This window comes from Leminorella grimontii ATCC 33999 = DSM 5078 (genome assembly GCF_000439085.1).
In the GTDB taxonomy this organism is placed as follows: domain Bacteria; phylum Pseudomonadota; class Gammaproteobacteria; order Enterobacterales; family Enterobacteriaceae; genus Leminorella; species Leminorella grimontii.
Map to the genome: position 1 here is coordinate 168,962 of NZ_AUUA01000005.1, position 13,401 is coordinate 182,362.

Genomic DNA, 13,401 nt, shown 5'->3' on the forward strand with positions numbered 1-13,401 from the left:
CACGGGCTCCAAAACAACGAAAGGCTGATTTCTGTCTATGGCAACACTGTTAGTGGGCGACGTTCACGGCTGTTTTCGTGAACTTAAGGCGCTTTTAGCACAGGCCGACTTTAATCCGAAGCAGGATACGCTGTGGTTAACCGGCGATCTGGTCGCTCGCGGCCCCGACTCTTTAGAGGTGCTGCGCTACGTGCGTTCGCTGGGTGACTCCGTACGCCTGGTGCTTGGCAATCACGATCTTCACCTGCTGGCTATTTACGCCGGTATCAGCCGCAACAAGCCAAAAGACAACCTGACGCCGCTGCTGGAAGCGCCGGACTGCGACGTCCTGATCAACTGGCTTCGCCGCCAGCCGGTATTGCAGGTCGATGAAGAACTCAAAATAGCGATGGGCCATGCCGGCATTAGCCCGCAGTGGGACCTGGCTACGGCCAAGCGCTGCGCGCGTGAAGTTGAGGCGATTCTTGCAAGCGACAGCTACCCGCTGTTTCTCGACGCCATGTACGGCGACCTGCCAAACTGTTGGAACGATGACCTGTCGGGGCTTCCCCGCCTGCGCTACAGCACCAATGCTCTGACGCGCATGCGTTACTGCTATCCAAACGGCTGTCTGGACATGATCTGCAAAGACGTACCCCAGAAAGCGCCCGCGCCGCTTAAGCCCTGGTTCGATCTCAACGGGCCGGTGGCGCAGGAATATTCCATCGTTTTCGGCCACTGGGCGTCGCTGGAGGGGAAAGGCACGCCGGAAGGCGTTTATGCGCTCGACACCGGCTGCTGCTGGGGAGGCCAGCTCACCGGGCTGCGCTGGGAAGACAAGCGCTATTTCTATCAGCCCTCGCTGTCTAAAGAGCGCGTTCACCACGGCTGAAAATCACGTCTAAACGCCGGACCAAAAGGCCCGGCGTTCGGGCTTGCTTAACGCGCTCTCTCTAAAATCTCAAAGCGGTAGGCGTGGCCGTTCTTTTCATCCGCTTCATGCCGCTCACTGAAGCTTTGTTTCCAGGCGTAGCGCTGATAGTCAGGGAAATGGGTATCACCGGAAAGCGACGCCTCGATGTGGGTCAGATAGAGCCTGTCCGCCCTTTCTAACGCCTGCTGATAAACGTTTCCACCGCCTATCACCATCACTTCATCTACCGCCCCGGCCTCAGAGAACGCCTGTTCCAACGTCGAAACCCAAACCACGCGCTCATCGCTGTGCTTCTGGCGGCTAATGACGATATTTTTCCGACCGGGCAGCGGCCTGCCGATAGACTCATAGGTCTTTCGCCCCATAATGACCGGCTTATTAAGCGTGTTTTGCTTAAACCAGGCCAGATCGGCCGGCAAGTGCCACGGCATGGCGTTGTCGGCGCCGATGGTGCGGTTCTCCGCCATGGCGGCGATAAGGCTAACGATCATGCAAGTATCCCTTCATTGTAAATAGTTTGCGCTACACGCTCGGGCGACGGCGGTAAATCCACAGCGCCGGCAGCGAAAGGCCGATAGAAAGCGCGCCGACGATAAACGACGCTTTCAAAAAATAGGTGATCAGCGTTTCAAACAGCTCAGGCGTGTAGCCCTTATGGGAAAGCTCTACCAGAGCAATCATCGCCTTATAGGCGAACACCCCGGGGAACATCGGGATCACCGCCGCGACGGTGAACACCTTAGGGTGAGCCAGAAAACGGCGCGACCAGCGAATGCCGATAGATCCTATCAGCATGCTGGTAAGCAGCGTACTCCACTCCAACGGCAGCTGATAGTACATCAGCACCGTACGAAAGCCGTATCCAACGGCGCCCAAAAGCGCGCAGTACTTCAGCGCCTTAACCGGCACGTTAAACACCAGCGCAAAGCCGATGGCGGGCACTGACGCCAGAAGCATATTTTCAAACAGCGTAAGAATCAGATTCATACCCAGCTCCGAAATCCCCAGATTGCCATAGCGACCACAACGCCGATACAGGTTGCCAGCGTCAGCAGGCTCGCCATCATCCAGCGGGCCATACCGGTGTTGATATGGCCCTTAAACATATCGGCAACGGCGTTAATAAGCGGAAAACCGGGCACCAGCAACAAAACGCAGGAGGCCATTGCGATAGGCGCTTTGGAAATGTCCAGCCAGTTCACCAGCCAGCCCGAGGCGCTGGTAGCGACAAACGCGGTGGCAAAAAAGTTTATCAGCGGGTTTATCTGCAGCGACGTCAGCACCTGACGAGCGTACATTGCCAGGGCGCTGGCGAAGAACGTGGCGGTGACCGTGTCCAGGTTTCCCCCAGCCAGTCGGCAAAAGCAGGCGCAGGAAAGCCCGACCATCACGACCATAAGCCAGCGCGGATAGCGCAGCGGCTTGATGTGGTCCAGGCGCTTTTGCACTTCCTCAATGTCCAGCAGGCGGTGCTCGGTTAAAATAACGATGCGCTGAACTTCCGTCACTACGTGCATATTTATGCCGCGATCGACGTTTTTACGGGTAGAAGTCACGCAGTGCCCCTGATGGATAGTGCTTAACACCACTGCGTTGGCGGAAATAGAGCTTTCCACCTCTTCCACGCCCAGCGCTTTTCCAAGCCGGCTGGAAAGCTGTTCAACCAGCATACTTTCTGCGCCGTGCTGCAAAAGCAGTAAAGCGCTTTGAATGCACAGGCGGGTAATTTCCCGCTGGCGTTGTGCAATAAGGTCAGACTCCACGTGTTTCACCTGACAGAAAAAGGGTAATAAAGGGAAGGAGCGTAAGCATAGCACCGACGCTCTCACGGCTTCAAATAGCGTAGCATTCGTTGTGCATTTTTTATTTTAGAAAAAAAAAGGAAAACCCGCGAATATGTGTCAGGTTGTTGACAACAATTCTAATCAGCCTCAGAGGATATTCCGGCCGAAACTACAACCTACTGATATTACCATCGTGCTCGGCCGGAAGAGCGCTTGTATTAGCCTTGGGAGAGCGTCGGGCATAGCCTTCCTAGGGGCCGTTATGAAGCCTTTCGGCTTCACCCTAACGGGCCAGCGCAAGCGCTGTTCAAATCAGCTTGCGCTGGTTTGTCGTTGGCTTACGCCAAGTCGCCCCCAACGGAAGACTCTCCCTCCGATTGACTTTGTAGGCTTTATTCAAGACCTTTGTCATCAATCTCAATCCGCGAATTGAACTGGCCACTTAAAGTTGGACAGTTTTCTTAACGGGCTATTTCAGGTATCGGCTACTTCAGAAGCTGGTGCATTTCCTGTACGGAAATGACCTTTTCCGTTGCATCGGCGTTCATGGCCATGGTGGTGGCGAAGCCGCCGTTCAGCGTCGTGTCGTAGTGAACCTTATACTGAAGCGCGCTGCGGCGGATAAGCTTCGAGTCCTCAATCGCCTGACGCCCTTCGGTGGTGTTGACGATATAGGCGTACTCGCCGTTTTTAGTTCTGTCCTGAATGTGCGGACGGCCTTCGTGCACCTTGTTTACCAGACGTGGATTGATGCCCGCTTCGCCCAGCACGACCGCCGTGCCGTGAGTCGCATCCAGCTCGAAGCCCTGCTTGAGCAATTTGGCCGCAAGGTCAACCACGCGAGCCTTGTCCCCTTCGCGCACCGACAGCAGCGCACGCCCCTTCGGGATAAGCCGCGAGCTGCTGCCCAGCATGGCCTTGGCGAACGCCTCGGCGAAGCTGCGGCCTACGCCCATCACTTCGCCGGTCGAACGCATTTCCGGCCCGAGGATCGGGTCCACGCCGGGGAACTTGTTAAATGGCAGCACCACCTCTTTTACCGAGTAGTACGGAGGAATAACCTCTTTGGTCACACCCTGTTCAGCCAGCGATTTGCCGGCCATGACGCGAGCGGCCACCTTCGCCAGCGGAACGCCGGTCGCCTTGGAGACAAACGGCACCGTACGCGCGGCTCGCGGGTTTACTTCAATCAGGTAAACGTCGCTGCCCTTCACGGCAAACTGGACGTTCATCAGGCCACGAACGCACAGCTCAAACGCCAGCTTCTCGACCTGGCGACGCATTTCGTCCTGTATGTCCTGGCTGAGGGTATAGGCCGGCAGCGAACAGGCCGAATCGCCGGAGTGCACGCCCGCCTGTTCGATGTGCTCCATAATGCCGCCGATAAGCACACGCTCACCGTCGCAGATGGCGTCGACGTCCACTTCGATGGCGTCGTCGAGGAAGCGGTCCAACAGCACCGGCGCATCGTTAGACACGCTGACGGCGGTTTGGAAGTAGCGGCGAAGGTCGCCCTCGTCGTAGACAATCTCCATCGCGCGCCCGCCTAATACGTAGGAGGGGCGAACCACCAGCGGATAACCGATGGTTGCTGCCTTGTCCACCGCCATCTCGATGGTCGATACGGTGGCGTTCGCCGGCTGGCGCAGCCCCAGACGGTTAACCGCCTGCTGGAAGCGCTCGCGGTCTTCGGCGCGGTCGATGGCGTCCGGCGAGGTGCCGATAATCGGTACGCCCGCGGCCTCAAGGGCACGCGCCAGCTTCAGCGGCGTCTGGCCGCCGTACTGAACGATAACGCCCTGCGGCTGCTCGACGCGCACGATTTCCAGCACGTCTTCCAGCGTAACCGGCTCAAAGTAGAGGCGATCGGATGTGTCGTAGTCGGTAGAGACGGTTTCCGGGTTACAGTTAACCATGATGGTTTCAAACCCGTCTTCCCGCAGCGCCATCGCCGCGTGCACGCAGCAGTAGTCAAACTCGATGCCCTGCCCTATGCGATTTGGCCCGCCGCCCAGCACCATCACCTTTGGCCGATCGCTGTTCGGATTGGCTTCACACTCATCTTCGTACGTGGAGTACATATAGGCGGTATCGGTAGCAAACTCGGCAGCGCAGGTGTCGACCCGCTTATAGACCGGGAACAGGTTGAATTTATGGCGCAGCTTACGCACTTCCGCCTCTGAAACGCCGGCAAGCTTGGCCAGACGCGCGTCGGCAAACCCCTTGCGCTTAAGCTGACGCAGGAAGACCTCATCCAGTCCGGTCACGCCAAGCTCCTCCACCTTCGCTTCCAGGTTGACCAGCTCTTCGATTTGAACCAGGAACCAGCGGTCAATGTTGGTCAGGTTGAATATGCCGTCGACCGACATACCGGCGCGGAAGGCGTCAGCGATGTACCAGATTCGCTCCGCGCCCGCCTCTTTCAGCTCGCGGCGAATGCGGGTCAGCGCATCGGCGTCGTCCAGATTCACCTTGGGGTCAAACCCGGCTGCGCCCACTTCCAAACCGCGAAGCGCCTTTTGCAGCGACTCCTGCTGGGTGCGGCCAATCGCCATCACCTCGCCGACCGACTTCATCTGGGTCGTCAGGCGGTCGTTAGCGCCAGCGAATTTTTCAAAGTTGAAGCGGGGAATTTTAGTCACGACGTAGTCGATAGAGGGCTCAAACGAGGCCGGCGTTCTGCCGCCGGTGATGTCGTTCATCAGTTCGTCAAGAGTGTAGCCAACCGCCAGCTTGGCCGCGATCTTGGCGATCGGGAAACCGGTCGCCTTAGAGGCCAGAGCAGAGGAGCGAGACACCCGCGGGTTCATCTCAATGACGATCAGACGTCCATTTTTCGGGTTAACGGCGAACTGGACGTTCGAGCCGCCGGTTTCAACGCCGATTTCGCGCAGCACCGCCATCGAGGCGTTGCGCATGATTTGGTACTCTTTGTCCGTCAGCGTCTGGGCAGGTGCTACGGTAATCGAGTCGCCGGTGTGAATGCCCATTGCGTCAAAGTTTTCGATAGAGCAAACGATGATGCAGTTGTCGTTTTTATCCCGCACCACTTCCATTTCATACTCTTTCCAGCCGATCAGCGATTCGTCAATCAGCAGCTCTTTAGTCGGCGACAGGTCCAGGCCACGCTCACAGATTTCTTCAAACTCTTCCCGGTTGTAGGCGATGCCGCCGCCGGTGCCGCCCATGGTGAACGAAGGGCGGATAATACAGGGGAAACCAACGTCGGCCGCAACGGCGTGCGCCTCTTCCATCGTGTGGGCTATGCCGGAACGGGCGGTTTCCAGCCCGATCTTTTTCATCGCCTTATCGAAGCGCTGGCGGTCTTCGGCTTTATCAATCGCGTCGGCGGTCGCGCCAATCATGGTCACGCCGAACTCGGCCAGCACGCCCTGACGCTCAAGCTCCAGCGCGCAGTTGAGGGCCGTTTGCCCTCCCATGGTGGGCAGCACGGCATCCGGACGCTCTTTTTCAATAATCTTGCGCACCACTTCCCAGTGAATGGGTTCAATATAGGTGGCGTCGGCCATCTCCGGGTCGGTCATGATGGTGGCCGGGTTGGAGTTAACCAGAACGACGCGGTAGCCCTCTTCTCTGAGGGCCTTGCACGCCTGCGCGCCGGAGTAGTCGAACTCGCAGGCCTGACCGATAACGATCGGGCCTGCGCCAAGGATCAGGATACTCTTAATGTCTGTACGTTTTGGCATAGTCAATGGCTCCCGATCTAGTTTGCTTTGTTCACACGGTAGGTCTGAATCAGTTCAATAAAATGGTCAAACAGCGGGGCGGCGTCGTGCGGCCCGGGGCTGGCTTCCGGGTGTCCCTGGAAGCTAAAGGCCGGTTTATCCGTCCTGTGAATCCCCTGCAGCGTTCCGTCAAACAGAGACTTGTGCGTCGGCCGAAGGTTGGCGGGCAGCGTTAACTCATCGACGGCAAAGCCGTGGTTCTGGGCGGTAATCATCACGCGGTTGCCGTCGAGATCCTTGACCGGGTGGTTGCCGCCGTGGTGGCCAAACTTCATCTTTTCGGTTTTAGCGCCGCTGGCAAGCGCCAACAGCTGGTGCCCCAGGCAGATGCCAAAGACCGGAACGTCGGTGGTCAGGAAGTGCGCGATGGCGCTGATGGCGTAGTCGCAGGGCGCCGGATCGCCGGGGCCGTTAGAAAGGAAGATGCCGTCAGGGTTCATCGCCAGCACGGTTTCTGCCGGCGTTTGGGCCGGAACCACCGTCAGGCGACAGCCTCGGTCGACCAGCATACGCAGGATGTTGCGCTTCACGCCGTAGTCGTAGGCCACAACGTGGTAAGGCAGCTCGCTTTCGCCCTTCGCCGTCGGCAAACCGCTCATCAGCGACCAGCTTCCCTGAGTCCAGCTATAGGCTTCTTTGGTTGTGACTTCTTTGGCCAGGTCCATCCCTTTCAGCCCAGGGAAGGCCAGCGCCTTTTCCAGCGCAAGCTTCGCGTCGGGCGAGTCGCCTGCGATAATGCAGCCGTTTTGAGCGCCCTTCTCGCGAAGCAGTCGGGTCAGCTTGCGGGTATCGATATCCGCAATGGCGACGATATTATGACGCTTTAGGTAGTCGGACAGGCTTTCTTGACTGCGAAAGTTGCTGGCTATAAGGGGAAGGTCGCGAATAATCAGCCCCTGCGCATGAACGGCAGAGGACTCCTCGTCGGACGAGTTAGTACCGACGTTGCCGATGTGGGGATAGGTAAGAGTAACGATTTGGCGAGAATAGGATGGGTCTGTCAGAATTTCTTGATAACCGGTCATGGAAGTATTGAATACCACTTCCCCAACCGCCGTGCCTACGGCCCCGATTGCGCGGCCATAAAATTGGGTTCCATCTTCCAGAACCAGTAGCGCAGCTTTACTCAAAGCGTCCTCCCAAATAGAATAAACAGTCACAAATAGTGCATATTAATGCATTTAACTATACCTTCTAAATAGGCACAAAAAAAGCCCCGTTGGCAAATTTTGAGCAAATTGGGCGCATTCTAAAGATCGAACCGCCTTTTGTCCACACAAACACGCATTTTATGTTGTTTTTTTGAGACCTCAACAAGAAATGACAGGATAATCTCAAAAAAAATAAAACAACATCACAATAGAAAACGTTTGGCTATGACTTATTGTGAAAAATAAAGTTAAAAAGAGGAATTAGGGCAAGATGGGGATAATTTAGTTATAAAAACGGGATAAAAAGGAAGATAAATATAAAAAACATCAGTTATATTAAAAAAATAATCCAAACACACATAAAATAAATAAACCAAAACAATTCAATGATATTTAATAAAAAATAAAAAAGGCGAGCACAATAAAATACTCACCTTTAAGTAAAAAAGACGTCAACAATCAGTCATTGAGGGACAAAACGTCTCTCATATTGTACAAACCTGACTTGTACTGACTTACCCACTCGGCGGCACGCACGGCGCCGTTAGCAAACGTCATTCTGCTTGAAGCCTTGTGGGTAATTTCTACGCGCTCGCCAATGTCGGCAAACATAGCCGTATGCTCACCCACGATATCGCCGGCGCGCAGCGTCGCAAAGCCGATAGTTTGTCGGTCCCGCTCGCCGGTATGGCCTTCACGCCCGTACACTGCGCACTTTTTCAGGTCTCTGCCGAGCGTATTGGCAATCGCTTCTCCCATTGCAAGCGCGGTCCCTGAAGGGGCGTCTACCTTATGGCGGTGATGGGCTTCAATAATCTCAATATCGGTATAGTCGCCCATCACTTTCGCCGCCTGCTCAAGCAGCTTCAGTACGAGGTTTACGCCTACGCTAAAGTTGGCGGCGAATACGACGGGGATCTCTTGCGATGCCTGTTCAATAGCGACCTTTCCCGCATCGTCAAAACCGGTCGTGCCGATAACCATTCCTTTACGATGCTGACGGCAAAAGGCCATGTGCGCCAACGTGCCCTCTGGGCGTGTAAAATCGATAAAAATATCAAAATCGTTGGCAACCGCCTCAAGACGGTCGTTAATCTTGACGCCTACGGCGCCGATACCGGCCAGTTCGCCCGCGTCTACGCCAACCAGCGACGATCCCTTGCGCTCCAGCGCTGCGCCCAAAACTACGCCTTCGGCCTGAGATACGGCCTGAATCAGTTGACGCCCCATGCGCCCGCCCGCACCGGCGATGGCAATCCTAACCTGTTTCGTTGACATGCTGTTCCTCTGAATAGTTAACGCCATAGTTATGCGTCAGATTAACGCCCTACCCTACGGCGTGACAAACACATTTATTTATTCTTCAGGCGGTTCGAACAGTTATTCTTATATTTGAACCGCAACGTGTAAAAAAACGGGCTGAAAATTCAGCCCGTCAGGATATCTGTCGTTAAAGCGCTATCGCCTTTCAGTCAACCTGCTTCACCCGCAGCTCTTTCGGCACTTCAAAAACGATGCTTTCTTCGCGCCCTTCCATTTCGACGGCGGGCTGGCCGCCCAGCGCGCGCAGCTTGTCTATCACGGCCTGAACCAGCACGTCAGGCGCCGATGCGCCGGCCGTTACGCCTACAGAAGCAGCGCCCTTAAGCCATGCTTCCTGAATATCGCTCGCCGTGTCGATTAGGTAGGCCGGCTTTCCGACCCTTTGCGCCAGCTCAGCCAGGCGGTTGGAGTTGGAAGAGTTTTTCGAGCCGACGACCAGCACCACGTCTGAACGCTGCGCCAGATTGCGCACCGCCTCTTGGCGGTTAGTGGTGGCATAGCAGATGTCGTCTTTGCGTGGCCCGATGATGTCCGGGAAGCGTTCGCGCAGAGCGTCAATCACATCGGAGGTGTCGTCAACGGAAAGCGTCGTCTGGGTCATAAAGCACAGGTTGTGCTCATTTTTAACGTTAAGCCGCCACACGTCCTCCGGCGACTCGACCAGGTACATACCGCCCTCTTCGTTGCTGTATTGCCCCATCGTGCCTTCTACTTCCGGGTGGCCAGCATGACCTATCAGTATTGCCTCGCGGCCTTTACGGCTGGCCCGAGCGACTTCCATATGCACTTTAGTCACCAGCGGACAGGTCGCGTCGAAAACGGTCAGATCGCGCGCTTTCGCCTCGGCGCGAACCGCCTGGGAAACGCCGTGCGCGGAGAAAATAAGGATCGCGCCGTCCGGTACTTCGCTAAGCTGCTCGATAAACACCGCGCCGCTTTCGCGCAGGCTGTCTACCACATAGCGATTGTGCACCACTTCGTGGCGCACGTAGATAGGCGCGCCGTAAATTTCCAGCGCACGCTCAACAATGCTGATTGCCCGGTCTACCCCGGCGCAAAAACCTCGGGGATTTGCCAACAAGATCTGCATGCCTATTCTCCAAACGGATAACAAAAGCGAGCGCTCAAACGAGGCGCCCGCAGCAAACGCTTCGACGCGGCCGAACGCTATTCGGCCGTTTTCTCTTTTTTAAAGATAAAGCCTTCCAGCACCACCATCACCGCGCCGATGCAAATAGCGCAGTCGGCTACGTTAAACGTCGGATAGTGCCAGTTGCCGATAAAGAAATCGAAAAAGTCGACAACGAATCCATGATACAGGCGGTCGAACAGATTGCCCAACGCGCCGCCAATGATTAACGCAAAAGCGCAGTTGCTCCATTTGGCCGACGCCTGCGAGCGGTACATCATCACGATAAGCACAATGGTTATCGTGACGGCGACCGCCGCCAGCGCCCAGCGCTGCCCCATAAAAGAGCTAAAGGCCGCGCCGTAGTTACGAGCATAGTAAAGATTGAAAAACGGCAGCAGGTCGACGGACTCCCCAAGCCTGAAACGGCTGATAACCACAAACTTGCTGACCAGATCGACAATCACTACGATGACCGCCAGCCAAAGCCAGCGGACTCCCGTCGATAAAAGCGGTGTCTTATTCATCAGGCAAACTTACGCTCTTCGCCCTGACCCACAACGTTGGTCACGCAGCGGCCGCAAAGTTCAGGCTGCTGTGCATTCTGACCGACGTCCTGAGTATAGTGCCAGCAGCGCGGGCACTTACAGCCGGGCGCCTTGGCCAACCCAATCTTAAGCCCCTTGATAACCTCGCTTTGCTGAGCGTCGGCAGAAGCATCCGCCAGCGGCGCGGTCTTAGCGCCGGAGGTCAGCAGCACAAAGCGCAGCTCGTCCTGCAGAGCGTTCAGCTGCCTCTCAAGCTCCGGTTCGACAAACAGCGTAACCGTCGCTTCCAAAGACCCGCCGATAAGCTTATCGCCGCGCGCCTGCTCCAGCACCTTGTTCACCTCACCGCGCACTTTTAACAGCGCATCCCAGTATTCGTCGTTCATCGACTCGCCGTCGGCCAGCCCGAACAGGCCCTGATACCATTCGCCGGTGAAGACGAAGGTATCGCGCTCGCCCGGCAGGTACTGCCAGATTTCATCGGCGGTGAAGGACATCACCGGCGCCATCCAGCGCACCAGCGCTTCGGCGATATGATAAAGCGCCGTTTGGCAGCTGCGACGCGCCAGGCTGTCGCCCTTGGCGGTATACTGTCTGTCTTTAATGATGTCGAGATAGAACGAACCCATTTCTACCGAGCAGAACTGCATCAGGCGCTGGATAACCACGTGAAAATCGTAGTTGTCGTAGCTATAGGCAATCTCTTGCTGCGCCTGCAGCGCCTTACCAACCGCCCAACGGTCCAGCACCACCATCTCTTCCGGCTTCACCATGTCGCGAGCCGGATCGAACCCGTTGAGGTTCGCCAGCAGGAAGCGAGCGGTGTTGCGGATGCGGCGGTAGGCGTCGGCGGAACGCTTGAGGATTTCGTCAGACACGGCGATTTCGCCGGTGTAGTCCGTCGACGCAACCCACAGGCGAAGGATGTCGCCGCCGAGCTTGTTCATCACGTCCTGCGGGCTGACGGTGTTGCCGATAGACTTGGACATCTTGCGCCCTTGGCCGTCGACGGTAAAGCCGTGGGTCAGCACTTCGCGATAGGGCGCTTTGCCCTTCATGGCGGTAGAGATCATCAGCGAAGACATAAACCAGCCGCGGTGCTGATCCGAACCTTCCAAATACATGTCGGCGCTGTGGCCGTGGAATTCAGGGCGTACGTCAACCACCGAGGAGTGCGTTGAACCGGAGTCGAACCAGACGTCCAGCGTGTCCGGCACTTTGACGTAGTCGGCGGCTTCATCGCCAAGCAGATCTTTAGGGTCGAGATCCCACCACGCCTGAATGCCGTGCTCTTCAACGCGCTCCGCTACCTGCTCCATCAGTTCCAGCGCGCGAGGATGCAGCTCATCGGTATCTTTATGGACGAACAGCGACATCGGCATGCCCCAGGTGCGCTGGCGGGAAATACACCAGTCTGGGCGGTTTTCCACCATGCTCTCGATGCGCGCCTGACCCCAGTCCGGGATCCAGCGTACTTTCTTGATCTCCGCCAGGGACTGCTTGCGCAGGCCGTTTTGATCCATGCTGACGAACCACTGCGGCGTCGCGCGGAAGATGATCGGCGACTTGTGGCGCCAGCAGCAGGGGTAGCTGTGCTGCAGTTTTTCAACGTGCAGCAGCGCGCCGCGGGTCTTGAGCAGCTCGACGATAACGTCGTTGGCCTTAAAGACGTTCAGCCCGTCCAGACCCTCGCCGGTGCCGGGCTGGTAGCAGCCGTCCGGCCCGACCGGGTTAGCGACTTCGAGCCCGTACTTCAGGCCGATGGTATAGTCGTCCGGGCCGTGGCCAGGCGCGGTGTGAACGGCGCCGGTACCGGCGTCCAGCGTAACGTGTTCGCCAAGCACGATCGGTACGTCGAAATCGAGGAACGGGTGCTTAAAGCGCATTAGTTCAAGATCCGCGCCCTTGGCGTCGCTTAAAACGATCCAACTGGTAATGCCGGCGCGCGCCATGACGCTCTCTACCAGTTCGGCGGCAAGGATAAGGTACTCGTCGCCGACCTGCACCAGCTGGTAGTCAAACGTTGGATGTAAAGAGATTGCGCGGTTAGCCGGCAGCGTCCACGGGGTTGTCGTCCAGATAACGGCATAAATAGGCCCCTTGACGTTATGAACGTCAAAGGCTTTGGCTACGGCGACCGGGTCTACGGCGGCAAAGCGCACGTCGATAGACGGAGAGGTTTTGTCGTAGTATTCAACCTCGGCTTCCGCCAGAGAAGAACGGCAGTCGATGCACCAGTGAACCGGCTTGGCGCCCTTGTGCAGATGGCCGTTAGAAATAATCTTACCCAGCGCGCGGATGATGTTGGCCTCGGTCTTGTAGGCCATCGTCAGATAGGGGTTATCCCAGTCGCCCAGCACGCCCAGGCGAATAAAGTCTTTCTTTTGCCCTTCTACCTGGCCGGCGGCATAGCTGCGGCAGGCTTTACGAAACTCGGCAGCGCTGATCTTCTCGCCGGGTTTGCCCACCAGCTGCTCGACCTTAAGCTCAATCGGCAGGCCGTGGCAGTCCCAGCCGGGGACGTAAGGCGCGTCGAAACCGGCGAGGCCCTTTGACTTAACGATAATGTCTTTAAGAATCTTGTTGACCGCGTGACCAATGTGAAGATCGCCGTTCGCGTAGGGAGGGCCATCGTGAAGAATAAACGTTTTTTTACCCTTCTTGGCCTGGCGAATCGCACCGTAAAGGTCCGCTTCATACCAACGCTTCAGCATATCCGGTTCGCGCTTGGCGAGATCGCCGCGCATCGGAAAACCGGTTTCCGGCAGGTTCAACGTGTTCTTATAGTCAGTCATTCGATTCTCTGT

10 protein-coding genes are annotated in these 13,401 nt (G+C 56.7%); 1 reads left to right on the top strand and 9 read right to left on the bottom strand.

The genetic code is table 11. The features are described 5' to 3' along the window. Positions 1-37: 37 nt before the first annotated feature. Complete coding sequence (gene apaH / locus G544_RS0111375) at positions 38-871, top strand: bis(5'-nucleosyl)-tetraphosphatase (symmetrical) ApaH (protein ID WP_027274722.1); 834 nt, start codon at positions 38-40, stop codon at positions 869-871. A 47-nt stretch (positions 872-918) separates the two neighbouring features. Here apaH and folA read toward each other — a convergent pair whose 3' ends face one another. From folA to ileS, 9 genes are all read right to left on the bottom strand, one after another. Beyond that, positions 919-1,404, bottom strand: a complete 486-nt coding sequence (folA, locus tag G544_RS0111380) for a type 3 dihydrofolate reductase (protein WP_027274723.1) — start codon at positions 1,402-1,404, stop codon at positions 919-921. 31 nt (positions 1,405-1,435) lie between these two features. Next, positions 1,436-1,900 carry a threonine/serine exporter family protein gene (locus G544_RS0111385; protein ID WP_036023889.1) on the bottom strand — a complete coding sequence of 155 codons (465 nt, stop codon included), beginning with the start codon at positions 1,898-1,900 and terminating at the stop codon, positions 1,436-1,438. Further along, positions 1,897-2,676, bottom strand: coding sequence for a threonine/serine exporter family protein (locus G544_RS0111390; protein ID WP_027274725.1), 780 nt, complete (start codon positions 2,674-2,676; stop codon positions 1,897-1,899). The genes G544_RS0111385 and G544_RS0111390 overlap by 4 nt, the downstream gene beginning before the upstream one ends. Before the next feature lie 506 nt (positions 2,677-3,182). Then, on the bottom strand, positions 3,183-6,404 hold the full coding sequence (gene carB / locus G544_RS0111400) for a carbamoyl-phosphate synthase large subunit (RefSeq protein ID WP_027274727.1): 3,222 nt from the start codon (positions 6,402-6,404) through the stop codon (positions 3,183-3,185). 17 nt (positions 6,405-6,421) lie between these two features. After that, positions 6,422-7,573: a glutamine-hydrolyzing carbamoyl-phosphate synthase small subunit gene (gene carA / locus G544_RS0111405; RefSeq protein ID WP_027274728.1), complete on the bottom strand. Its 1,152-nt coding sequence runs from the start codon at positions 7,571-7,573 to the stop codon at positions 6,422-6,424. Between the two features lie 480 nt (positions 7,574-8,053). Beyond that, the gene (gene dapB / locus G544_RS0111410) at positions 8,054-8,872 is read right to left on the bottom strand and encodes a 4-hydroxy-tetrahydrodipicolinate reductase (protein WP_027274729.1); all 819 of its coding nucleotides are present in this window, start codon (positions 8,870-8,872) and stop codon (positions 8,054-8,056) included. Positions 8,873-9,062: 190 nt separating this feature from the next. After that, positions 9,063-10,007 (bottom strand): 4-hydroxy-3-methylbut-2-enyl diphosphate reductase, encoded by a 945-nt coding sequence (gene ispH, locus G544_RS0111415; protein ID WP_027274730.1) that lies wholly within the window; start codon positions 10,005-10,007, stop codon positions 9,063-9,065. A gap of 77 nt (positions 10,008-10,084) precedes the next feature. After that, the gene (gene lspA / locus G544_RS0111420) at positions 10,085-10,573 is read right to left on the bottom strand and encodes a signal peptidase II (RefSeq protein ID WP_027274731.1); all 489 of its coding nucleotides are present in this window, start codon (positions 10,571-10,573) and stop codon (positions 10,085-10,087) included. After that, complete coding sequence (gene ileS / locus G544_RS0111425) at positions 10,573-13,389, bottom strand: isoleucine--tRNA ligase (RefSeq protein WP_027274732.1); 2,817 nt, start codon at positions 13,387-13,389, stop codon at positions 10,573-10,575. Before ileS ends, lspA begins: the two co-directional genes overlap by 1 nt. Positions 13,390-13,401: the final 12 nt, after the last annotated feature.